Genomic DNA, 21,761 nt, shown 5'->3' with positions numbered 1-21,761 from the left:
GATCATGTCAGCCGTGACCGCAGAACGGCCACCCCCGGGCCGGTCAGACTTTCGAATGCCACGTTTCGCCCGCATACCGCCAACATCACCGCTGTACCCGATCCGCGAATCAATTTGCCGTCGCCCCAGGTTTGCCCGGTGTCCTCATCGTGAAGCGCGATACCGCGGAGACGACGTCGCGGGAAGAAACCGAGCTGTGTCGGGCCCGTCAGGAAGTCGATCACGCGGGCCACCCGCTGAGGATCTGGTCGATGCGAAATCCCCAGAGGTATCCGCATGTCGGCACCGTGCACCAACACGTCAGTGAGACCCGACAACGGTCCGGTCACTGGCGGACTGAGCCGGTGACCGGCTTCCCGACGGAGGGTTTCGGCAATCTCGGTGGCTGAAGCACATGCCCGACGACGGGCCAGAGCGTCGATCCCACGATCGATGCTGCCGTGACGAACGCCGCTGGCCAGGAACCCCCAGAAGCCGTCGGTGAAATCACTGATCAGGTGCGCAGCAACAGTTTTGACGTCCCACCCGACGCACAAACTCGCCGTGGCCAACTGTTGGGGGTCAAGGCCATCGACCAATGCCGCGATCGACCTCCGCTCGTCAGCCACCGCCAGAAACACCCGCTCACGTTCGTCCGGGCCGAGGCGCACGATTGCAGAATACGCAGGCGGCCAGCCCTCATTTGAAGGAGAGGTTGGCCAACGACCGGTACGTCTTGAGATGCAGGATCCGCCAAGTTATCGGCACGATCGCAACGCCGGTGCCCATCAGCAACGTGACGGCACGGGAACGCGCACACCACTCCCGCCTGAAGCCAGGCAACAGGGGCCAAAGAGCTCATCGAACTCCGCGGTTACGAACCCGGCGCAATGAACGCCTTCATGATGTCGCCGGCGCGCAGCGCGTCGAAGGCGTCCAGCGCATCGGCCAGTGGGCTGACCACCGTGGTGAGGTCGGCGACCGCGATCTGCCGGGTGGCCAAAAGGTCGATCGCGCGGTCGAATTCGTCGTTGTAGATGTAGGACCCGCGCACCGTGACCTCCTTGAGCAGGATCGTCGCCGAATCAAGACCGGGGTCGGGCCCCGCTCCGACGACGACCAGGATGCCGCCGGGAGCAAGCAGTTTCAGCGCGGACGATGTTGCAGCGGCACTGCCAGAGCACTCGAACACCACGTCGACGGCCTCGGCTGCGTCTGCCGCGATCGGCACGGCATGGGACGCCGTCGCGAACTGGACCCGCTGCGGGGCTGGCTCCATGAGCAGGATCTGATCGGGCGATCCGAGGTGGGCGAGCCTGCACGCGAGCTGCCCGATCGGACCTCCACCGGTCACCAACACCGTCCGCCCTGCGAGCTCGCCTGCGAGGTCGACCGCCCGCAACGCGGTGGCCGTCGGCTCGACCCAGGCGGCCTCGAGTGTTCCCATCTCGTCGGGGATTCGGCGCAGGTGGCCGGGGAAGGCGGCCATCAGCGGCGCCAGCGCGCCGTCTGCCTGCAGGCCCAGTGCCGTCTCCAAAGTGGCTTGCCGACAGAAGTTCGGTCGCCCCGATCGGCAGTACTCGCACGTCCCGTCTACGTTGCCGTTCGGGTTGACCGCGACCCGCTGATCGACCGCCCAGTCTTCAACCTCGTCACCGACTGCTGCGACCCGGCCGGTGGACTCATGGCCGAGGATGCAGTCACCCCGGTACACCTGCGGCAACTGGGATGCGTGCAGATCGCTGCCGCAAATACCGCACATATCCACTTCGATCAGGACTTGATCGGCCCGCAGCGTCGGGCGCGGCCGGTACTGGAGCGCGATTCGCCCTTCGTCGATGAGCACCACTGCCGGCATCGTCATCGTCAGTCCCCAGTCGTGAATTCCTGGTCGAGCAGGGCGATGTCGCGATCACTCAACGACAAGTCACCCGCGGCGATGTTCTCGGCGAGGTGAGTACGCGTGCGCGTGCCCGCGATCAGCAGGACGTTCGGCGCGATGGCCAACAACCACGCGAGGGCCACTTGGACAGCGGTCGCATCGTGCGCGGCGGCGACGTCGTTGACGAGCTGGTTGGTCGTGATCGATTCGCGCTGCGCCCGCGGAAAGCCCAAGGGGCAGAAGGGCACGAAGGCGATGCCCCGTGCGTTGCACTCGTCCAAGATGGGTCTGCTGTCGCGTGCCGCGAGGTTGAAGTAGTTTTGCACGCAGACGATTTCGGAGACCTCCATGGCGCGCATCAGATGGTCGAGGCTGACGTTGCTGATCCCGATGCCGCCAATGAGGCCCTCGTCTCGGGCGGTGATCAGCGCGCCGAGTTGATCGACGAACCGGGCGTCGGGTACCGCCTTGTCCATCACCCGAAGATTGACGGCAGTGAGTTGCTCAATGCCCAACGTCACGAGGTTGTCTTCGATGCCCGCGCGGAGCTGATCGGGGTCGTCATAGGGCAGCGCGGCTCCGGAGTCGTCGCGGCGGGCTGCCACCTTGCTGATCAACGCCAAGCCATCGGGGTAGGGGTGCAGCGCGTCTCTGATCAGTTCGTTGACCACCCCTGGCCCGTAGTACTGCGCGGTGTCGATGTGATCGATCCCGGCGTCCACGGCGGCCCGTAGCACCGCGATGGCTTCATCACGGTCGCGTGGTGGGCCGAAGACGCCGTCTCCTGCGAGCTGCATCGCTCCGTATCCGATGCGCCAAACCGACTTGTCGGCAAGGCGATAGCGGGAACCCGCCCGTGCGGCAGGGTCAGGCATAGATGGGCGTGACGTCGAAGTAGACGCGGTAGTCGTCGATCTTGCCTGCCGAGTCGGTATGGAAGATCGTGGTGCACGGGACGGTGACCTGCAGGCCATCCTTGCGGCCGTAGGTGACCTTCAGCTCGATGATGGTGTCGTCGTCGACGTTCCATTCCTTCACGATGTCGTGATGCAGGCTCGCGATCGTGTCGTAGAAAGCGTATGTGCCCTTGCGGATTTCGTCGGCGCCGACCATCGGCTGGCCGTTGCCGAAGACGACTCGCCCGTCCGTGGCGAACAGCGAGACCAAGTTCTCGACGTCCATGGCGTCGGTCAAAGCGAAGACGTTGCGTGCGAGCGGACGCGTTGTGGCACCCATGGGAGTCCTTCCATCGCCTTGGGTTGAGTGCGTCCATATTAGATGATTTATCACGCTTATGACAAGCGTGGATGCCAGCACCTGCCGCTTGGGCTTACCAGGGAGCTGGCGGCAGGGAGCTGTTGAAGTTGATGTTGACTCTGACGTGTTCCAACGCCGCGGTGAGGGGTGCGAGGAGGTCGTCGGGCAGCGGGTCGAAGAACATTCGCCTGACCAGGGCCACGTGATCGGGGGCTGCTGCATCGATCGCGTCGCGACCGGCCTTCGTCAACGTCGCGTCGGTCGCCCTGCCGTCGTCCTGCGATGGAATCCGCTCGGCAAGCCCGCGCTCGCATAGCCGTCGCAGCTGGTGCGATGCGCGACTGCGTTCCCAGCCGATCAGCGCGGCCAGGTCCGAGACCTGCAGGCGCCCGTCAGGTGCGTCGGTCAACGCATTCAAGACGTGGTAGTCGGCAAGTGACAGATCGCTGTCACTTTGCAGCTGCCGATTCATCTCGTAGTTCATCCGCATCTGCACGGCCATGAACGCGCGCCAGGCTCGCAGCTCGGGTGTTGATAGCCAAGGTTCTTGAGCGGACTTCCTGCGCGGGCTACGTGACACTTTCATTCCTTCTCGCGGTATCCGCTGAGGATATCGCGATCACGGGATTAAAAGTCGTACGCCGCGATGTTTGAATGATCTATCACGCATCATGCAGCCTGAGAGCGTCGAACCTGGAGGATCCACCATGACTGAGACCGTCGTCGAGCTGATGGAAGCGAACCTGCTCGAGGTGTTCAACGAACGCGATGCCCAAAGCAGGTCAGCGGCAATCGAGCGCATCTATGCTCCCGACGTTCGCTGGTCGGACGACGAAGGGATCGTCGTCGGCCACGAGGCGTTGGAGGCCAAGGCGATTGCGTTGCAGTCGCAGCTGGAGGGGCTGGTCTTCACCAAGGCCAGCCCGGTCTACCAAACCCGTGGCTTGGGGTATCTTGCCTGGGAGGTCGGCCCCGAGGGCGGCGACTCCGTGGCCGCCGGATTCGACGTCGCAGTGGTGCGCGACGACCTCATCTCCGAGCTCTATACGGTCATCACCACTCAACCTGGCAAGTAACCCAATGCCCACCAATGCCGACGACAATCCATCACAGCTGCTCGAGGCGTTCGTCGAGTACCTTCGCGCGCCGACTGTCGGCGACTCCGAAGGCACGGGGTTCGACGATGGCTCGTCTGAGCTGGAAGGCGTGACGCGCAGCATCGGTGACTTGGGCGGTGTCCCCGCCATCACGCTGCACCCGCGGGCCGGCGACCCCGATCGCACCGTGCTCTACTTCCACGGCGGCGGCTACGTCAGCGGTTCTCCCCCGCAGCGTTATCTTCCACTCGCCGCCGCGGTGGCACTGGCCGCCAATGCGCGAGTACACGTGGTGGACTACCGGCTCGCTCCGGGAACTCCGTTCCCCGGCGCATTCGACGATTGCCTTCGTGCCTATCGGTGGCTCGTCACCGATGGCGGCGTGGACCCGAGAACGCTGGTCGTGCTCGGTGATTCGGCGGGCGGCAATCTCGCGGTCGCCGTCGTCGCCGCGGCCCGGGATCACGGCCTGGCACTTCCCGCGCGTGTCGCCGCGATCTCGCCGTTGGCCGACCTGACGCTCAGCGGCGCCTCCATCGAGGAGCGCAAACACCTGGACCCCTTGGTGACTCGTCGAATGCTGGAATCCACGATCGTCGACTACCTTGCCGGTGCCGACCCTCGCGACCCCCGGTGCTCCGCGATCTTCGCCGACCTACGCGGCTTCCCTCCGATGCTCATCCAGGTCGGCGAGAACGAGATCCTCTACGACGACGCGGTCCGCCTCCGGGATGCTGCCACCGCCGCAGGTGTCGAGGTGGCCTTCGAGTCGTGGCGGCACGGAATCCACGTCTGGCCGGTGTTCGTCTCTGCCGGGCTGCCCGAATCCGCTGCTGCCATCGAACGTCTGGCCACCTTCGTCAAGGGCCAAGCGGCACACACCGCCTAGCGGGCGAATTGGCTACAGGCCGCCGCATCGCGAGGGAGCGAAGAACGGAGACCACGGCGGGCAGTCCGGAGGCAGGGGCTGCGGCGGCGGTGGTGGAATCGGAGTGGGAAACAGGTTCTCGCCCTCCCAGTACGTCGCAGGTGCGTGAGTCCGCACGTCCCAGTCGAACCAGTAGGTGTGGCAGATGTTCATGTCCCAATCCAAGGAGCCCTCCTGCCGCGGGGGGTCATTCGGCAAGTCCTGGCCTGGGCACCATTGGAACGGGCCGTAGGTATACGCCTGGGCAGTTCCTGCGGCGAGCCACAGACCGGCCGTACCCAGACCGCCAGCGACCAACACCGCCGTTGCCAGCCGCGAGATTCGGTTCATGGTTCGTTCCTTCCGGAGTGCGTCGCAGTCAGACTGCGACGGACCTCTTGGAGGATTCTTGGAACGCAAGGCCGTCCATGGGCACGGTCAGGAGTCACCTCCCAGCGCGGCCTGGATCGGCGTAACGTCGGAGTCAGCAGGTCAGGGAGTGCTTTGTGTTGGGAATCTATGTTGCGGCGGACGACCGGTATCTCGACGTTTCCCCGACGGCGCTCCTGATAGGCGCGGCGGTACTCGTCGGGCTGTTCGTCTTATGCCTCGTCGCGGAGAAAGCAATCGGGTGGTTTCGAAGTCGACTATGAGCCGTCTCGCAGGACGGTGATGGGGCGAAGCATTTTTCGCGGAGCCACGAAAAAATACACCGGATTCAAGCACGGGGATTTCGCAATCGCCCGGGCGGCAAACTGTCTTGCTGATTTGGCAATGCCGAGGGTTCCCGATTCCAAGTCAGAGAACCTCAGTTTGTCCTCGATGAACTCTCGGTGCAGTGCCAGGTTCGCAGGATGGATCAACTGGTGTTCGGCGACGGCGAGCACTACCAGCCCCGGCCGAAGTCGATGGGAGGCTGGTTCGCGGGAGCGGTGAAGCGGGCCAAGGTGCAGGAGATCAGCCCACATGATCTGAGGCATACCTGCGCGTCGATCGCGATCAGCTCCGGGGTAAACGTGCTGGCGCTGGCGAGCGTGCTGGGCCACGCCGATCCGAGCGTCACCTTGCGGGTCTACGCCGATCTGTTCGACACCGATCTCGACGGCGTTGCGACGGCGTCGGATTCGAAAGCGTGCAAAGTGTGCGCACGCGGAGGATATCCATCGCTCCGTAGAACGCAAAACCGCCCTTACCTGAACGAACAGGAGGGCGGTTATGGCGGTGGCGGAGGGATTTGAACCCTCGGACGGGGGTTACCCGTCACACGCTTTCGAGGCGTGCTCCTTAGGCCGCTCGGACACGCCACCGTGTGGCACCTTACCGGTCGACGGCCCCGCTAATCCAATCGCTGCTTGGCGAAGAACGCCTCCAGCGGCGCCGCGCACTCGTCGGCCAGCACCCCGCCCCGCACCTCGGGCCGGTGGGTGAGCCGCCGGTCGCGCACCACGTCCCACAGCGAGCCGACCGCGCCGGTCTTGGGCTCCCACGCGCCGAAGATCACCCGCGCCACCCGCGCCATCACCAACGCTCCCGCGCACATCGTGCACGGCTCGACGGTCACGGCCAGCGTCGCACCCTCCAAGCGCCAACCGTCACCAAGAACCCGCGCGGCCTTACGCATCGCGAGGATCTCGGCGTGCGCAGTCGGATCGCCAAGTTCTTCACGGGCATTGACCGCACGTGCCAGCTCGGTGCCGTCCGCAGCGAACACCACCGCACCGATCGGCACGTCGCGGGGACTGGCGGAACCCGCTGCATCCAGGGCGAGGCGGATCAGCGCCTCGTCTGTGGGAGTGTCCGATCTCACCGATCGAGTTTGTCGACCACGGCGGACATCTCGTCGCCGAAGCCCATCTCCTGTGCGATGCGGGCCAGCTGCTCGTCGGCATAGTCGTCGTCGGAGAGGATGATGCTCAGCACGCCCTCGTTGAGGCCGACGTCGGCGAGCACGCCGAGGTCACCCTCCTCGAACGGGTCCTCGTCGTCGAGGTCGGCCAGGTCGATGTCGGCGTCCAGCTTCTCGAGCACTTCGGCGGCGATGTCGTACTCCAGCGCTGCCGTCGCATCCGACAGAAACAACCGCGTGCCTGCAGGAGCGGGCCGCACGATCACGAAGAACTCATCGTCGACGTCGAGCAACCCAAAAACGGCGCCGGCGCTGCGCAATTCTCGCAGCTCGGTTTCAGCTGCACTGAGGCTGATCAACGCGGCCCGGCGCATCGCCGTGCAACGCCACTTTCCGTCCTCGCGGACGACCGCGATACCAAAGCCGTCAGGGAGTTCTGCGGCTTGCTTCTTCGCCTGTGCACGCTGCGCTCCCATGAAACCAACGCTAGTCGCAGACCTGGCGCTTTGACCAGCGATCGTGCTGATGCCTGGTGCAGGCACGATCCGGCGATATGCCAACCTTTAACGGTGACCACTCCGGTGTGCGTGCTTGGCTTGGGGCTCATCGGCGGATCGGTGATGCGGGCAGCAAAGGCGGCCGGCCGCGAGGTCTTCGGATACAACCGGTCGGTCGACGGCGTCGAGGCCGCTCGATTCGACGGTTACGACGCCACCGACAGCGTCAACGACGTCCTGGCTCGGGCGGCGGCAACCGATGCGCTGATCGTTCTCGCCGTTCCCGTTCCTGCACTGCCGATCATGCTCGGCCACGTCCGTTCCTCAGCCCCTCAGTGCGCGCTGACCGATGTGACCAGTGTGAAGGGCGCCGTGTTGCAGGCGGTCCGGGACCACGGCCTCGTCGACCGATTCGTCGGCGGGCATCCGATGGCAGGAACGGCGCGATCGGGCTGGGCCGCGAGCGACCGGCGCATGTTCGTCGGCGCACCATGGGTGATCAGCGTCGACGATCACGTCGACCCTCGCGTGTGGGCGAAGGTGATGCACCTGGCGCTGGACTGCGGCGGTGTCGTCGTCCCGGCCCGTTCCGACGAGCACGACGCCGCCGCCGCGGCCATCTCGCACCTCCCGCACCTTCTCGCCGAGGCGCTCGCGGCGACGGCCGGTGACGTCCCCCTTGCGTTCGCTCTGGCCGCGGGGTCGTTCCGAGACGGCACGCGGGTGGCCGCGACGGCTCCCGACCTGGTCAGGGCCATGTGCGAGGCGAATTCCGAGCAGCTACACGGCGCGCTGGATCGCACGATCGACCTGCTCACCAGCGCCAGGGACCACCTGGCGGCCGGGCAGCCGGTGACCGAGCTCGTCGAAGCAGGCCACGCCGCACGGATGCGCTACGACAGCTTCGACAGGCCGGAGATCATCACCGTCACGGTCGGCGCCGAGAACTGGCGTGACGAGCTGGCCGCCGCGGGTCGTGCCGGCGGCGTGATCAGATCCGCTCTGCCAGTCCTGGGTAGTCGAGGATGAAGCCCTCGCCGTCGACGGTGATCGTGGTGTCGGCGACCGGAGATACCAGCTTGATGCCGCCGGTCCCGTCGCTGCTGTAACTGGTGACCGCCTGCTCGACCGACAACTCGGGCAGCCGCACGTACACCACCGGCGTCGTGATCGAGTCGGCCTGCTCATAGAGGCCGGTGCGGCGGATCGGCAGGGCGTTGAAGAACGGACTGAAGATCACGTCGACGTCGAGCGCACCGTCGTAGGCCGCGCGCGTGGTCTGATTCTGGTGATCCTGAACCAGCCACATGTTCTCTTCGTCGCGCGCGATCGAGAGCTGGCGTTCGCGTTCCGCGAGAGTGACCGTCAGGGACAGGCGTTTGGTGGCTCCGCGGTCGTCGGTGACCAGGTCGTAGGACGCGCTGAACGCCGGGTGCTTCGGCGTGGCGGCGGCGACGATCCGCCCGTAGGCCTTGATGCGATTGCCCGACAACTGCACCCGCACGGACTCCATGCGTGGAACGTCGTGGGCGCGCCAAGTCAGGATCGCCGGCCAGGCGTCATCGGCTGCCTCGGAGCGGGCTGCTGCACTCACCCCCCTACCGTAGGCGACGGACCCTCCCGTTCGTAGCCGCCTCGGGAACTCTCCCCAGATCGAGATCTAGTCGATGACTCGAGGGCCACTTCGTCGCCGATCAACGGCTGCGGCATCCGGCGGAACCGGTCGGTGCCGGGCTCCGACCACCACACGACGAGGGCCATCGCGGCGTCCAGGATCAGCGCCAGCGCGGTCACCATCAGCGCACCGACCAGGGCGAGGTAGAACTCGCGCACCTTGATGCCGTCGATGAGGTAACGGCCGAGACCGCCGAGGCTGGCGTACGCGGCGATGGTGGCCGTCGCCACGATCTGCAGCGTCGCGGTGCGCAGCCCGCCGAGGATGAGCGGTAGCGCGTTGGGCACCTCGACGCGCATCAGCACCCGCGGCTCCGTCATGCCCATCGACCGGGCCGCATCGACCACGGTGGGGTCGACGTTTGCGATGCCCGAGTAGGTACCCGCCAGCAGCGGCGGGATGCCCAACAGCATCAGCGCTACGGTCGGCGGCACCAGCCCGAGCCCCCACAGCAGCACGCCCAGCAGAAGCACGCCGAGGGTGGGCAGGGCCCGCAACGCGTTGACACCCGTTACGACGAGGAACGTGCCGCGGCCGGTATGGCCGATGATCATGCCGATCGGGATGGCGATCAAGGCCGAGAAGATCACCGCGACGACGGTGTACTGCAGGTGCTCCAGGATGCGGGCTGTGAGACCGGCTGGGCCACCCCAGTTCGCGGCGGTGAAGATGTAGGACAGCGCCTGCTGCAGGAAGTTCACTTCGCTTCCCCCGTCGCTTCGCTCGCCCGTGCCGCTGCCCCCGTCGCTTCGCTCGCCCGTGCCGCTGCCCCCGTCGCTTCGCTCGCCCGTGCCGCTCGACGGCCGACCTTGCCGGCTCTGATCCATGGTGTGGCGGCCTTGCCCGCCAACATGATCAGGGTGTCGACGACCACTGCCAGGACGAAGATCGCGATGATGCCTGCAATGATCTGATCACTCTTGTCGGACTGATATCCGTCGGTGAACCACGTGCCGAGGCCGCCGATGCCGATCACCGAACCGACCGACACCATCGAGATGTTCGTGACGGCAACCACGCGCAGACTGGCCACTAGCACCGGAACAGCCAGCGGCAGTTCCACTTTCAGCACCCGAGTCAGGGGCTTGTAGCCCACCGCGGTGGCGGCGTCCAGCGCGGCCGGCGGCACGGCGTCGAGTGCTTCCGGCACCGCACGCACCAGCAGAGCGACCGTGTAGAGCGTCAGCGCCACGATCACGTTCGTCGGATCGAGGATGGTAGTCGGGATGAGCAGCGGCAACACGACGAACAGCGCCAGCGACGGAATCGTGAACACGATGCTCGCGATGACGGTGGTGATTCTCCGCAACACCGTCGTCCTGTGCACGAGAGCGCCGAGCGGCACCGCGATCACCAACCCAAGCACCAACGGGAGCAACGAGAGCCACAGGTGAATGACCGTCAGCTCCCACGCTTTGTCGAGGTGGGTGAAGAGGTAGCGCACGGCTACCCCACCTCCGGCACGCGCCGCTGGTTCTGGAGCGCTTCCAGCACGTCGGCGGCCCTCACCCCGCCGAGCAGTTGACCGTCGTCGTCGACCGCGACGCCCAACCCGCTCGGGGAGGACAGGGCGGCATCCAGGGCCAGTCGCAGCGTGCCGTGGGGCGGAAAGAAGGAACCGCCACCGACGGTGCTGTCGTACAGCGCGCTGCCCTTGCGGTGAACGTCGACGCCGTTACCGTTGATCCACGCGAACGGTCTGCCGTCGACCCTGGTCACCAGGGCCCACTCACCCTCCGCGAGCTCGAGGGCGTCGACATCGGTTTCGACGACGCTCCGGATGTCGTGCAACGGCAGACCGGTCGCCTTGAAGAACTGAAGGCCGCGGTAACCACGGTCGTTGCCCACGAATCCCGAGACGAGCTCGTCAGCCGGATTGGACAATACGAACGAGGGTTCGGCGTACTGCAGCAGCTTCCCGCCCTTGCCGAACACCGCGACCTTGTCGCCGAGCTTCACGGCCTCGTCGATGTCGTGGGTGACGAAGACGATGGTCTTGCGCAATTCGCTTTGCAGACGCAGGATTTCGGTCTGCAGCTCCTCGCGCACCACTGGGTCGACGGCACTGAACGGCTCGTCCATCAGCAGGATCGGCGGGTCGGCGGCAAGCGCACGGGCCACGCCGACACGCTGCTGCTGACCACCGGAGAGCTGCGCCGGATAGCGGTCGGCCAACTTCGGGTCCAGCCCGACCCGCTCCAACACGCCCAGCGCGGCTTTCCTTGCGCTGCGCCGGGATTCGCCCTTGAGCACGGGCACCGTCGCGACGTTGTCAACCACGCGAAGATGCGGCATCAGCCCGGCGCTCTGGATGACGTAGCCGATGCCGAGCCTAAGCTTGACCGGATCGACCTTGGTCACGTCCTTGCCGTCGACGGTCAAGGTGCCCGACGTCGGGTCGATCATTCGGTTGATCATCCGCATCGAGGTGGTCTTGCCGCAGCCGGACGGGCCGACGAACGCCGCGAGCGTGCCCTCGGGCACCTCGAGCACGAGGTCGTCGACGGCAACGGTGCCATCCGGATAGACCTTGCGGACGGCATCGAATTTGATCACGTTGGTTCCCCGTATCTTCTGCTCTTCGCTGCGCTTAGCCTGCGATCGGCTTGTCGAAACCGTTCTGCTGAACCCATTTCTTCGCCGCCTGATCGGGGTCGATGCCACCGTTGCCCGACGTTTCGGTGTTCATCTCGATGAGTGCTTCGGTGGTCAGCTTGGCGCTGACGGCATCGAGCACCGTCTTGAGCTGATCCGACAGCTTCTGCGAAGCGACCAATGGGACGACGTTGGCAGCCAGGAAGTTGTTCTTCGGATCCTCGAGCACCACCAGCTTGTTCTGCGGGATCGCCGGTGACGTGCTGAAGATGTCGGCGGCGGTCACCGTGCCGTCGACGAGCGCGCGCACCGTCGCCGGACCGCCCCCGTCGCTGATTGCGATGAAGTTGGCAGGCGACACGTCGAGGCCGTACTTCGCCTTGAGGCCTGGCAGGCCCTCGGCCCGACTGATGAACTCCGACGGCGCACCGAACTTCACTTCCGTGGAGTGCGCCGCGAGGTCTCCGATGGTCTTGAGGTTCCACTTCTTGGCGGTCTCGTCGGTAACCGCCACGGTGTCCTGGTCGTTGGCAGGCGATGGCGTCAGGATCGACAGATCACCGGGCAGCGCGCGGTACAACGCCAGTTCGACGGCAGAGGGGTCGGTCGCCTTGGTCTTCTTGTCGAAGTACTGCAGCAGGTTGCCGGTGTACTCGGGGATGAGGTCGATGGAGTGATCCTTGACCGCGGGGATGTACGTCTCACGGCTGCCGATGCCGAACTGCCGACGGACGGTGAAACCGTTGGCCTCCAGCGCCTGGGCATAGATCTCGGCGATGATCTTGGACTCCGGGAAGTCCGCGGAGCCCACTGCGATCGACTTGAGATCACCCGATATCGCACCGCCACCGAGCGGGTTGGAACTGCCGCACGCTGAGGTGATGAGGACGAGGACGACTGCGAGTACGGCCAGACTTCTCTTGTGCACGGTTCGTCGCGGGGGGTTCATCCCAACGTCCTTTCGGCGTCACATGCTTTCCGCGACCCTAACGGCCTGCACAGGATGTTGCCGGGCTTTAACTCGTGCTGAACGGACGGTTGACCCCGCAATTCGGATGACACACTGACGCGATGACATCCAACGACGTTTACGAGCGGCTGGGCATTCTCGAGCAGCTCGTCCAACACCTTTACGAGAAGACCGGCGTACCGATGCCCGATCTGCGGGCTCTCGCCCAAATCCAGGTGTCGGCCGCCGTGCAACGGCTGGTCGCCTCGGGAAACAAGATCGAGGCCATCAAGGTCTACCGAGCCGAGACCAATGTCGATTTGGCCACGGCGAAGCGGATCATCGAGTCCTTGTGACACTTCGGTGTTAATCCGGTACCGCTGGTTACATTCGCAAGGCCGACCGGCAAAGATGGGGTCATGAGTACCGACCCGAACGTGTCGCCCGTCGAGCCGGTTGCGCCCGGGCCCCTCGATCCGATCGCCGACGAGCCGCCGCCGGACGCACCCGCGCCAAAGCCGCCGCCACCCGAGAACGCGGTGAAGTTCACCAGGGCCGCCGCGCTGTGGTCGGCCCTCATCGTCGGCTTCGTCATCCTCATCGTGTTGCTGATATTCATCGCGCAGAACACCGACTCGGCCACCTACCACTTCCTCGGGTGGAACTGGAGCCTGCCGAACGGTGTGGCGATCCTGCTGGCCGCGGTGCTTGGCGGCCTCGTCACCACGCTGGCAGGCGCAGCCCGCATCGTCCAGCTTCGCCGCGCCGCGAAGAAGAACTACAAGGCCGCGCTGAGGTAAACAGCCCGGCGGGTCACCGGATCGACACCAGCTCGTTGATCGAGTCGTTCGGCAGTGGGCCGTCGACGACGGCCGTCACCGCCGCCCAGTTCAGCGTGATCGAGCCGTTGTGGTTGTCAAGGAACGCGGTATCGGCGGCGTCGCGTCCGGTGCTGATCCGCACCAACGTCTGACGCGGCGCCAGCAGGGTGGCATCCACCACGCGCCAGTGACCATCCACGTACGCCTCGGCGACGGCGTGGAAGTCCATGGGTTCGCAGCCCGGCGCGTACACCGCGACCATCCTGGCAGGCACGTTCACCGCACGGAGCAGGGCGATCACCAGGTGTGCGTAGTCACGGCACACGCCGCGTCCAGCCAGCAGCGTGTCGACGGCGCCGTCGATCGGGTCCGATGAGCCAGGGACGTAGGCCAACCGGGTGCCGACCCACGACGACACGTTCTCCAACAGCGTGGCGTGGTCGGTGTACGAACCGAATTCGGTTGCGGCGAAACCGAAGAACTTGTCCGACTCGGCGTAGCGACTCGGTCGCAGATAGGTGGACATGTCGATCTCGGCGAAGGGCGCGGGCTGCGCCTCGCCGATGATCGTCGCGCTGTAGCTGGCCAGCAGACTGCCCTGGCCGGCGTCGAACTTGTGGATGCGGTTGCCGTGGTCTCCGATGACCTCGTTGGCCTGAATCTCGTTGCCGTTCAACGTGAACAACATCGATTCGGTGACGGCTGCGCCAGGCTGTGGACCGACCGCGATCTGGAACTCCAGAGTGGTCGGTTCGGCGATCCAGACGTCGAGTTCGACGCCGACGTGCCGCTTGAGGGCGTCCGGCGACGGCGTCGCCTCATCGGGCCCGTCGAGCTTGTCGCGTCCGCGCAGGGTCCATGACGGCATGTGTGACCGCCTTTCCATCAATGGGGACTCTCGCGTCAGCGCGAGGATTCGGCCGAAAGTACCCCAGTTACTGCCCCATCAAACCCCAGAGAGACCCTGCCGTCTCGCCCGAGGGCTACGCGAGGGACGTGAGGCCCATCGCGATGAGGGGCGCGACGGCCTCGCCCACCTTGTCGCCGTATTCGGTGCCGCCGCCCATCCGGTCGCGGAACTGAATGCCCGCGGCGATGATCGCCAGCTTGAAGTACGCCAGCGCCATGTAGAAGTCCCAGTGCGCCAACGGCAGATCGGCAGCGACGGAGTATTTGTGCGCCAGCTCGTCGGCCGACGGGATCTGCGGCGACGACCACGCGGCGTCGGCGTGCACCATGTCGAACATCGGGTGGCGGTACACGCACATCAGCGCCGCATCGCTGAGCGGGTCGCCCAGCGTGGACATCTCCCAGTCCAGCACCGCGCGCACCTTGGTGGCATCTTTCGCGTCGAGCATCGTGTTGTCGATGCGGTAGTCACCGTGCACGATCGCGCTGCGGCTCTGTGGCGGGATTCCGTCACCGAGCTTGGCGTGCAACAGCTTTACGTCGGCGTCGCGGGCGTCGTCCTCGGTCTTCACCAGGTCCCACTGCCCACCCCAGCGCCGGACCTGACGCTCGAGGTAACCCGTTGGCTTGCCGAAGTCGCCGAGGCCGACGGCCTCCGGGTCGACGGCGTGCAGCTCGGCGAGCACCTTGATCAGCGCGTCGACGCAGGCCTCGATGGTGGCTTGGTCGCCGAGCGCCTCGAGCTCGGCGGTGTGCCTGACGATGCGTCCCGGCACGAAGTCGACCATCTGGAACGGGGCGCCGAGCACCGAGTCGTCGTTGCGCAGGGTCACCGCATGCGCGACGGGCACCGGGGTGCCCTCCAGCGCGGCGACCACCTTGTACTCACGGGCCATGTCGTGGGCCGACGGCGTCAGGCCGTGCAGCGGCGGGCGCCGCAGCACCCACTTCGACGCGTCGTCGAAGACCAGAAACGTCAGGTTGGACCGGCCGCCCGAGATCAGCTCCGCCTGTAGCTCACCGGTCCGCTGAACGCCGATGGACCGCAGGTGATTGTCGAGTGCGCCGAGATCAAGGCCGTCGAGCGAAGAAGTCACCCGAAATGTCTACCATCCGATACTTTGCTCTTCGCGCGAGCGCTCATCGCTGATTCCGCGGGAGCAGGTCCCATACGTGCTCGGTCCCGTTGACGGAGGCGACGCGCAGCTTCCCGTCGCGCGACGACAGCAGCCGGGTGACGCCCGCGTAGTCGACCTGGACGCACAGCAGCCGCTCGGTGCGCATGACCCGGTGCACCAGCGCGTTGATGACGCCACCGTGGCAGAACACCACCACGGTGTCCTCGTGGGCCGCGGCCGCGACGAGGTCGTCGACCCCCGCCTCGACCCTGGCGATGAAGGCCTCCTCGTCCACGTTGCCGGGCAGGTGGCCGTCGATGAGTCGCTGCAGGTCTTCCTGCGACGCCTCTTCGATGGGGGTGTAGTGCGAAAGGCCGTGGTCGTACTCGGCGAGCCGCTCGTCGACGTCGACGGCGAGGCCGAGCGCGTCGGCCACCGGTTGCGCGGTCTGCAGCGCGCGCCGCTGCGGGCTGCTGACCAGCCGCGCGATGGGGAATCGGGCCAGCGCGTCGGGCAACCGCTTGGCCTGTTCGATGCCGTCCTCGGACAGGTCGGGGTCGGCGCCCTGCCCCGGCTCGCTGCGCAGCGGCAAGGCGTGCCGGATCAACAGCAGTTGCATGTGACGTCTCGTCTCCTCGATGAACCGTTCGGTGTGGCTGCCTGTGTCACGATATGGGCCGTGCGCGCATTCGCCTGCCCCGTGTGCAACGCCTTCACCCCGTTCGACTCGGACGGGTGCGCCGAATGTGGCACGACTCTGGGCTTTCACCTGGCGACGAAGTCGATGCTCCCGATCACCGACGGGGTTGTCGCGCTCGACGGCAGGCAGTGGGTGCGGTGTACCCAGCACGAGACGCTGGCGTGCAACTGGCTGGCACCGGCCGAGCAGACGGCCTTCGAGCGCGGCCGCTGCCTGGCTCACTCGTTGATCCGCCGCGAGCCCGACGCCGACGACACGCTGGCGCGCGAGAAGCTGGTGCCGACCGCGGCAGCGTTGCGCAGGCTGGTGTATCAGCTCCACGACATCGGCCTGCCCATCGACCCGTTCTGGCGCCAGGACGGTGGGCTGGCATTCGACCTGTTGTCCAGCTACACCACCGGCGAGCGGGTGATCATCGGGCACGCGGGAGGCGTGATCACCATCGACCTCGTCGAATCGCTCGACGACTACCGCGAGTCGCTGCGGGTTCGCCTTGGTGAGCCGTATCGCACCATGCTCGGGCACTTCCGCCACGAAGTGGGCCACTACTACCAGCACGTGCTGGTCGAAACCGGTTTCGGCGCAAAGGAATATCTCGACGAGTGTCGCACCTTGTTCGGCGACGAGCGCGCCAGCTACAAAGATGCGATCGCCCGGCACTACGAGTTCGGCCCGCCCGCCGGATGGAGCGAGACGTTCATCTCCGAGTACGCCACCATGCACCCGTGGGAGGACTTCGCCGAGTGCTTTGCGCACTACCTGCACATCGCCGACACCATCGATACCAGCCGCGAGGCGGGCATGGTGCTTCATGCCGACCTGGTTCGGTTCGCCGCCCCGCGCGACATCGTGCCGTTGGAGTCCTACGACGACGTGCCCATCGAGCGGATGCTGTTCGACTGGCGGTGGATGTCGCTGTTCTTCAACCGAGTCAACACGGCGATGGGTAAGAATCCCCTGTATCCGTTCGAGATTCCCAGGGCCGTGGCGGGCAAGCTCAGCTTCATCCACCGGGTGATTCGTGAAACGGCCCACGCGACTTGATCGAGGAGTACTGAGATGGGTTACGCGGACCAACTGTTCGACCTGACCGATCGCGTGGTGCTCGTCACCGGCGGCAGCCGCGGATTGGGTCGCGAGATGGCGTTCGCGGCCGCGGAGTGCGGCGCCGACGTCATCATCGCCAGCCGCAACCTGGAGTCCTGCGTGGTCACGGCCGAGGAGATCTCGGCGTCCACGGGCCGGACGGCGTTCCCCTACCAGGTGCACATCGGCCGCTGGGATCAGCTCGACGGCCTGGTTGACGCCGCCTACGAGCGGTTCGGCAAGGTCGACGTGTTGATCAACAACGCAGGGATGTCGCCGCTGTACGACGGGTTGCCGTCGGTGACCGAGAAGCTGTTCGACGCCGTGATGAACCTGAACCTCAAGGGGCCGTTCCGGTTGTCGACGCTGGTGGCCGAGAGGATGGTGGCGGCCGGCGGCGGATCCATCATCAACGTCAGCTCCACCGCGTCGCTGCGCCCTACGCCGGACGTCGTGCCCTACGCGGCCGCGAAGGCTGGGCTCAACGCGCTGACCGAAGGCCTGTCCAAGGCGTACGGCCCGACGGTGCGGGTGAACACCTTGATGGCGGGGCCGTTCCTCACCGATATCAGCAAGGCTTGGGGACTGGAAGAGGGTCACAACCCGTTCTCGCACCTGGCCCTCGGACGCGCCGGCGAGCCGAACGAAATCGTCGGCGCCGCACTGTTTCTCGCATCTGATGCGTCGAGCTACACCACCGGGTCGATTCTGCGGGCCGACGGCGGGCTGCCCTAACAGGGCTACTCGTCGACGGCGATCGAATCCAGCTGTCGACCCCATTCCGGATACTTGGCCACCTTCACCTGATGCAGCGTGAACACCTTGGTAGCGGTGTCGGGGTCATCGTCGTCGGAGAACCGCACAGCCGACAGTCTTGCCACCCTCGGCAGGATCACGTCGTCACCCGCAAGGTGTACCGGATCGTGCATGTACTTCTCGAGGTCGGCCAGGCCGTCGATCGCGACGACGTAGCCGAAGGTCAAGCCGGTCGGGTCGGCGAACTCGGGCCCGACCGACGAGAACGCGACCCACGGCAGGCCGGCCGTTCGGCGCAACGCCGTGAGCACCGCGGCGCGCTGTTCGGCCGTGGTGTCGTCCTTCAGCGTGAGACGTAAGACGTTCAGGATCATGACCGGTGAAACCGGGTGTGCCGTCGACCTGTTCCCGCTACGGGGTGACGATGTCGAACCCAGGGTCGGGCCGGTCCAGCACGCCCAGTAGCGCAGGCAGCGCGTTGGCGTCGCCCGCTGCGTCCAGGCCCGGCGACGTGGCGTCCCCGGCAGCGAACGCCAACAGCCGCACCTTGTTGGCCAGCGTGACGGTCGCCGTGGCGGTCGAGGCGTCGGCGGCCGCCTTGCGGTAGACCAGGACGCCGTTGCGCAGCGTCAGCCGGTAGTTGGTCCCGATGTCGCTGAACGTCACGTCGATGGCGAGGTCGAGGTCCCACGCCCTCGGCCCGTTGACGCTGATGGCGAAGCTGTCGAACAGCTGCTCAGGGGTCAGCTGGGAGAGCATCGACATCGACGTGGTCGTGGTGCCAACGCCGAAGTTGCCGTCCCGCAGCTCGGTCGCCCCGGAGAGGAAGAAGTTGCGCCACGTCGCATTCTCGGCGCCGTAGGCCAGCTGTTCCAGGGTGTCCGCATACAACGCCTTGGCAGCCCCGTGGTTCTCATCGGTGAAGATGGCGTGATCCAACAGCGTTGCCGCCCAGCGGAAGTCACCGTCGTCGAAGGCGCGCTGAGCCAGCTCCACGACCCGGTCGATGCCGCCGATGGCCTCGACGTAGCGCGGCCCGATCGCCTCGGGTGGGTGTGGCCACAGCCTGGCCGGGTTGCCGTCGAACCAGCCCATGTAGCGCTGGTAGACCGCCTTGACGTTGTGATTGACCGACCCGTAATAGCCGTGGGCGTGCCATGCCCGGTGCAACGCGGGTGGCATCTGGAAGTCCTCGGCGATCTCGATCCCGGTGTGCCCCTGGTTCAGGAGCCGCAACGTCTGGTCGTGCAGGTAGGCGTACAGATCCCGTTGCAGGGAGAGGAATTCGACGATCCGCTCCTTACCCCAGGTCGGCCAGTGGTGCGACGCGAACACCACGTCGGCGCGGTCGGAGAACGTGTCGATGGCCTCGGTCAGATAGCCCGACCAGCCGTGCGGATCGCGCACCAACGCCCCGCGCAGGGTCAACAGGTTGTGCAGGTTGTGGGTGGCGTTCTCCGCCATGCACAACGCGCGGAACTTGGGGAAGTAGAAGTGCATCTCCGCGGGAGCCTCTGTGCCTGGCGCCATCTGGAACTCGATCTCGACGCCGTCGATGACGTGCGTCTCGCCGGTCTCGCGAATGTCGAGCGTCGGGACGATCAGGGCGATCTCCCCCGTGGACGTGTTCTGTCCCAGACCGCAGCCGACCTGCCCTTGCGGACCTCGAGCCAACAGCGTGCCGTACATGTAGCCTGCGCGCCGCGTCATCGCCGTCCCGGCATAGACGTTCTCCTGCACGGCGTGCTGAGTGAACCCCTCTGGCGCGAGCACCACGACCTTGCCCGCATCGACGTCGGCCTGGGTGGTCACGCCCAGCACGCCGCCGAAGTGGTCGACGTGGCTGTGGGTATAGATAACCGCGCTCACCGCTCGATCTCCGCGGTGGGCGCGGTAGAGCGCCAGAGCCGCAGCCGCGGTCTCGGTGGAGATCAACGGGTCTATGACGATGACGCCGCTGTCGCCCTCGATGAAGCTAATGTTCGACAGATCCAGGCCGCGGACCTGATAGATCCCGTCGACCACCTCGTAGAGGCCCTGCTTGGCGGCCAGGGTGGACTGCCGCCACAGGCTGGGATGCACCGAGGCGGGCGCGTCCCCTGACAGGAACGCGTAGACGTCGTTGTCCCACACCACCCGTCCGTCCGCGGCCTTGACGACGCACGGCTGCAGCGCTGCGATGAAGCCGCGGTCGGCATCGTCGAAGTCCCTGGTGTCGTCGAACGGCAGCCCCGTCAGATGTTCGGCGTGCGCGGCTTCGATGACGGCGGTGGGCGGCTTCTGATCCATGCCACCGAGATTGCCATTCGAGTGGCACCGAGGGAGCGGTTCGACACGATATTCACTCAACCGTCAATCGAGCCGCCTAGTGGTTGACTTGGCCCATGAGCGGAGCGCTAGGCACGGGTTCGATCACCACCGCCAGTGCGACCGCGATCGGCGTCGGCGGGATGATGGGCGCCGGCCTGTACACGCTGCTCGGCCTTGCGTCGACGGCGGCCGGGGTGTGGTTGCCTCTGGCGTTCGTGGTGGGCGGCGTGGTGTCGGTCTTCAGCGTGTACTCCTACGCCAAGCTTGGTGCGAAGTATCCGAGTCGCGGTGGCGCCGCGCAGTTCCTGCTCCGCTGCTTCGGCGACGGGCTTATCGCGGGCGGCCTCAACGTCTTTCAGTTCCTCGGCTGGATCATCGCGATGGCGCTCTACTGCGCGGGATTCGCCGGCTACGTCCGCGCGCTGCTGCCGTGGGAGACACCCGCATGGTCGGGCAAGCTCATCGGGATCGGTCTGGTCGTCGTGGTGGTGCTGATCAACATGGTGGGCTCCAAGCTGGTTGGCCGGTCCGAGTTGTTCGTCGTTACCGTCGAATTGGCGATTCTCGGGGTGTTCGCAGTGTTCGGTCTGATGAAGGCCGACCCAGAGCGGTTGGCCGAGAACGGCGATCACCACTGGCTCGGTGTGTTGTTCGCCGCCGGTCTGCTGTACGTGACGTACGAGGGGTTCGGCGTGGTGACCAACTCCGCGGGGGACATGCGCAACCCGGCCAAGGAGTTGCCGCGCGCGATGTTCTCGGCGCTGGCCATCGTGGTGGTGGTCTACGTCGTGATCAGCGCGATCGTGGTGACGACGTTGAGCCTGCCGTCGATGGACGCCAACCAGGGCCACGTGTTGTCGGAGGCCGGACTGGCGGCGATCGGTCACGTCGGCTTCGTGGTGATCGGGATCGCGGCGCTGCTGGCCACCGCGTCCGGGGTGAACGCCACCATGTTCGGGGACACGAACCTGGCCTTCATGGTCGCGAAAGTGGGTGAACTACCAAGCGATTTCACCCGCGGGGTATGGCGCGGCGGTACCGTCGGACTGTTCGTCGCCGCAGCATTGACCATGCTGTTCGTGGTGTTCTTTCCGCTGTCGGCGGTGGGGTCGATGGCCAGCCTGGCGTTCCTGATCGTGTACGCCACGGTCAGCGCGGGACATCTGAAGGTGTACCGCGAGACCGGTGCCAAGCCGTGGCTGCTGGTGGTGGCGGTGGTGCTGAACGTGGCATTGTTCGCCCTGCTCTTCGGTTACACGATCCACACCGGGCCCGCCAGCACGTGGATCACGTTGTTGGCCGTGTTCGCGCTGAGCTTCGTGTTCGAGATCGTCTACCGCAAGCGCACGGGCCGCCCGCTGAAGGCCCAGCACTAGT

Annotated in this window: 27 protein-coding genes and 1 tRNA gene; 9 read left to right on the top strand and 19 right to left on the bottom strand. The window is 65.9% G+C overall.

Annotation, left to right across the window (positions count from 1 at the left end):
• Positions 1-2 precede the first annotated feature (2 nt).
• The 5 genes from HNP02_RS24345 to HNP02_RS24325 all read right to left on the bottom strand — a co-directional run bounded on the left by HNP02_RS24345 (position 3) and on the right by HNP02_RS24325 (position 3,698).
• A complete protein-coding gene (locus HNP02_RS24345; protein ID WP_184443063.1) occupies positions 3-650 on the bottom strand; it encodes a maleylpyruvate isomerase family mycothiol-dependent enzyme in 648 nt (215 codons plus the stop codon).
• Positions 651-853: 203 nt separating this feature from the next.
• Positions 854-1,843 (bottom strand): zinc-binding dehydrogenase, encoded by a 990-nt coding sequence (locus tag HNP02_RS24340; protein WP_184443062.1) that lies wholly within the window; start codon positions 1,841-1,843, stop codon positions 854-856.
• A gap of 2 nt (positions 1,844-1,845) precedes the next feature.
• On the bottom strand, positions 1,846-2,736 hold the full coding sequence (locus tag HNP02_RS24335) for an oxidoreductase (protein ID WP_184443061.1): 891 nt from the start codon (positions 2,734-2,736) through the stop codon (positions 1,846-1,848).
• Positions 2,729-3,097 (bottom strand): nuclear transport factor 2 family protein, encoded by a 369-nt coding sequence (locus HNP02_RS24330; RefSeq protein WP_184443060.1) that lies wholly within the window; start codon positions 3,095-3,097, stop codon positions 2,729-2,731. Before HNP02_RS24330 ends, HNP02_RS24335 begins: the two co-directional genes overlap by 8 nt.
• A 94-nt stretch (positions 3,098-3,191) precedes the next feature.
• A complete protein-coding gene (locus HNP02_RS24325) occupies positions 3,192-3,698 on the bottom strand; it encodes a MarR family winged helix-turn-helix transcriptional regulator (RefSeq protein ID WP_309241675.1) in 507 nt (168 codons plus the stop codon).
• A gap of 127 nt (positions 3,699-3,825) precedes the next feature.
• On the opposite strand from HNP02_RS24325, the gene HNP02_RS24320 reads away from it, so the two are divergent.
• Together HNP02_RS24320 and HNP02_RS24315 are read left to right on the top strand one after the other, a co-directional pair.
• Positions 3,826-4,194 carry a nuclear transport factor 2 family protein gene (locus HNP02_RS24320; protein WP_184443059.1) on the top strand — a complete coding sequence of 123 codons (369 nt, stop codon included), beginning with the start codon at positions 3,826-3,828 and terminating at the stop codon, positions 4,192-4,194.
• 4 nt (positions 4,195-4,198) lie between these two features.
• Entirely contained in the window at positions 4,199-5,104 is a 906-nt protein-coding gene (locus HNP02_RS24315) for an alpha/beta hydrolase (protein ID WP_184443058.1), read from the top strand.
• A 12-nt stretch (positions 5,105-5,116) separates the two neighbouring features.
• Here the strand turns inward: HNP02_RS24315 and HNP02_RS24310 are convergent, their stop codons facing one another.
• Complete coding sequence (locus HNP02_RS24310) at positions 5,117-5,473, bottom strand: hypothetical protein (RefSeq protein ID WP_184443057.1); 357 nt, start codon at positions 5,471-5,473, stop codon at positions 5,117-5,119.
• Positions 5,474-5,976: 503 nt separating this feature from the next.
• Here HNP02_RS24310 and HNP02_RS24305 point away from each other — a divergent pair.
• On the top strand, positions 5,977-6,360 hold the full coding sequence (locus HNP02_RS24305) for a tyrosine-type recombinase/integrase (protein WP_184443056.1): 384 nt from the start codon (positions 5,977-5,979) through the stop codon (positions 6,358-6,360).
• Here the strand turns inward: HNP02_RS24305 and HNP02_RS24300 are convergent.
• The 3 genes from HNP02_RS24300 to HNP02_RS24290 form a co-directional block, all read right to left on the bottom strand.
• Positions 6,339-6,429: transfer RNA gene (locus tag HNP02_RS24300), tRNA-Ser, on the bottom strand. The genes HNP02_RS24305 and HNP02_RS24300 overlap by 22 nt on opposite strands.
• A gap of 29 nt (positions 6,430-6,458) precedes the next feature.
• Positions 6,459-6,929: a nucleoside deaminase gene (locus HNP02_RS24295; protein ID WP_184443055.1), complete on the bottom strand. Its 471-nt coding sequence runs from the start codon at positions 6,927-6,929 to the stop codon at positions 6,459-6,461.
• On the bottom strand, positions 6,926-7,444 hold the full coding sequence (locus tag HNP02_RS24290; RefSeq protein WP_184443054.1) for a tRNA adenosine deaminase-associated protein: 519 nt from the start codon (positions 7,442-7,444) through the stop codon (positions 6,926-6,928). The genes HNP02_RS24295 and HNP02_RS24290 overlap by 4 nt, the downstream gene beginning before the upstream one ends.
• A gap of 105 nt (positions 7,445-7,549) precedes the next feature.
• On the opposite strand from HNP02_RS24290, the gene HNP02_RS24285 reads away from it, so the two are divergent.
• The gene (locus HNP02_RS24285; RefSeq protein WP_184443474.1) at positions 7,550-8,494 is read left to right on the top strand and encodes a prephenate dehydrogenase; all 945 of its coding nucleotides are present in this window, start codon (positions 7,550-7,552) and stop codon (positions 8,492-8,494) included.
• Here HNP02_RS24285 and HNP02_RS24280 read toward each other — a convergent pair.
• The 5 genes from HNP02_RS24280 to HNP02_RS24260 are packed head-to-tail and all read right to left on the bottom strand — an operon-like array spanning position 8,457 to position 12,684.
• On the bottom strand, positions 8,457-9,059 hold the full coding sequence (locus HNP02_RS24280; RefSeq protein WP_184443053.1) for a putative glycolipid-binding domain-containing protein: 603 nt from the start codon (positions 9,057-9,059) through the stop codon (positions 8,457-8,459). The genes HNP02_RS24285 and HNP02_RS24280 overlap by 38 nt on opposite strands.
• On the bottom strand, positions 9,056-9,841 hold the full coding sequence (locus HNP02_RS24275; protein WP_184443052.1) for an ABC transporter permease: 786 nt from the start codon (positions 9,839-9,841) through the stop codon (positions 9,056-9,058). The genes HNP02_RS24280 and HNP02_RS24275 overlap by 4 nt, the downstream gene beginning before the upstream one ends.
• A complete protein-coding gene (locus HNP02_RS24270; RefSeq protein ID WP_184443051.1) occupies positions 9,838-10,584 on the bottom strand; it encodes an ABC transporter permease in 747 nt (248 codons plus the stop codon). The genes HNP02_RS24275 and HNP02_RS24270 overlap by 4 nt, the downstream gene beginning before the upstream one ends.
• Positions 10,585-10,586: 2 nt before the next feature.
• Positions 10,587-11,696 (bottom strand): ABC transporter ATP-binding protein, encoded by a 1,110-nt coding sequence (locus HNP02_RS24265; RefSeq protein WP_184443050.1) that lies wholly within the window; start codon positions 11,694-11,696, stop codon positions 10,587-10,589.
• Between the two features lie 34 nt (positions 11,697-11,730).
• A complete protein-coding gene (locus tag HNP02_RS24260) occupies positions 11,731-12,684 on the bottom strand; it encodes an ABC transporter substrate-binding protein (RefSeq protein WP_184443049.1) in 954 nt (317 codons plus the stop codon).
• Between the two features lie 122 nt (positions 12,685-12,806).
• Between HNP02_RS24260 and HNP02_RS24255 the strand changes: the two genes are divergently transcribed.
• Both HNP02_RS24255 and HNP02_RS24250 read left to right on the top strand, forming a co-directional pair.
• Complete coding sequence (locus HNP02_RS24255; RefSeq protein WP_184443048.1) at positions 12,807-13,040, top strand: hypothetical protein; 234 nt, start codon at positions 12,807-12,809, stop codon at positions 13,038-13,040.
• Between the two features lie 63 nt (positions 13,041-13,103).
• Positions 13,104-13,484: a lipopolysaccharide assembly LapA domain-containing protein gene (locus tag HNP02_RS24250; RefSeq protein WP_184443047.1), complete on the top strand. Its 381-nt coding sequence runs from the start codon at positions 13,104-13,106 to the stop codon at positions 13,482-13,484.
• A 13-nt stretch (positions 13,485-13,497) separates the two neighbouring features.
• On the opposite strand, the gene HNP02_RS24245 is transcribed toward HNP02_RS24250, so the two are convergent.
• The 3 genes from HNP02_RS24245 to HNP02_RS24235 all read right to left on the bottom strand — a co-directional run bounded on the left by HNP02_RS24245 (position 13,498) and on the right by HNP02_RS24235 (position 16,151).
• On the bottom strand, positions 13,498-14,373 hold the full coding sequence (locus tag HNP02_RS24245) for a transglutaminase family protein (RefSeq protein ID WP_184443046.1): 876 nt from the start codon (positions 14,371-14,373) through the stop codon (positions 13,498-13,500).
• A 115-nt stretch (positions 14,374-14,488) separates the two neighbouring features.
• Entirely contained in the window at positions 14,489-15,511 is a 1,023-nt protein-coding gene (locus tag HNP02_RS24240) for a phosphotransferase family protein (RefSeq protein WP_184443045.1), read from the bottom strand.
• 43 nt (positions 15,512-15,554) lie between these two features.
• Positions 15,555-16,151, bottom strand: a complete 597-nt coding sequence (locus HNP02_RS24235; protein WP_184443044.1) for a histidine phosphatase family protein — start codon at positions 16,149-16,151, stop codon at positions 15,555-15,557.
• A gap of 60 nt (positions 16,152-16,211) precedes the next feature.
• On the opposite strand from HNP02_RS24235, the gene HNP02_RS24230 reads away from it, so the two are divergent.
• Both HNP02_RS24230 and HNP02_RS24225 read left to right on the top strand, forming a co-directional pair.
• The gene (locus HNP02_RS24230; RefSeq protein WP_184443043.1) at positions 16,212-17,276 is read left to right on the top strand and encodes a putative zinc-binding metallopeptidase; all 1,065 of its coding nucleotides are present in this window, start codon (positions 16,212-16,214) and stop codon (positions 17,274-17,276) included.
• A gap of 15 nt (positions 17,277-17,291) precedes the next feature.
• Positions 17,292-18,053, top strand: a complete 762-nt coding sequence (locus HNP02_RS24225) for an SDR family NAD(P)-dependent oxidoreductase (RefSeq protein ID WP_184443042.1) — start codon at positions 17,292-17,294, stop codon at positions 18,051-18,053.
• Positions 18,054-18,058: 5 nt separating this feature from the next.
• Here the strand turns inward: HNP02_RS24225 and HNP02_RS24220 are convergent, their stop codons facing one another.
• Positions 18,059-18,448 carry a Dabb family protein gene (locus tag HNP02_RS24220; protein ID WP_184443041.1) on the bottom strand — a complete coding sequence of 130 codons (390 nt, stop codon included), beginning with the start codon at positions 18,446-18,448 and terminating at the stop codon, positions 18,059-18,061.
• Between the two features lie 37 nt (positions 18,449-18,485).
• Positions 18,486-20,363: an alkyl/aryl-sulfatase gene (locus HNP02_RS24215; RefSeq protein WP_184443040.1), complete on the bottom strand. Its 1,878-nt coding sequence runs from the start codon at positions 20,361-20,363 to the stop codon at positions 18,486-18,488.
• A gap of 95 nt (positions 20,364-20,458) precedes the next feature.
• Here HNP02_RS24215 and HNP02_RS24210 point away from each other — a divergent pair, with 95 nt between their 5' ends.
• The gene (locus HNP02_RS24210) at positions 20,459-21,760 is read left to right on the top strand and encodes an APC family permease (protein WP_184443039.1); all 1,302 of its coding nucleotides are present in this window, start codon (positions 20,459-20,461) and stop codon (positions 21,758-21,760) included.
• Position 21,761 lies beyond the last annotated feature (1 nt).

It is taken from the genome of Mycobacterium sp. AZCC_0083, from assembly GCF_014202335.1.
In the GTDB taxonomy this organism is placed as follows: domain Bacteria; phylum Actinomycetota; class Actinomycetes; order Mycobacteriales; family Mycobacteriaceae; genus Mycobacterium.
The sequence above is the reverse complement of the archived record's forward strand: the minus strand, read 5'-3'. Positions and strand labels throughout refer to the sequence as shown.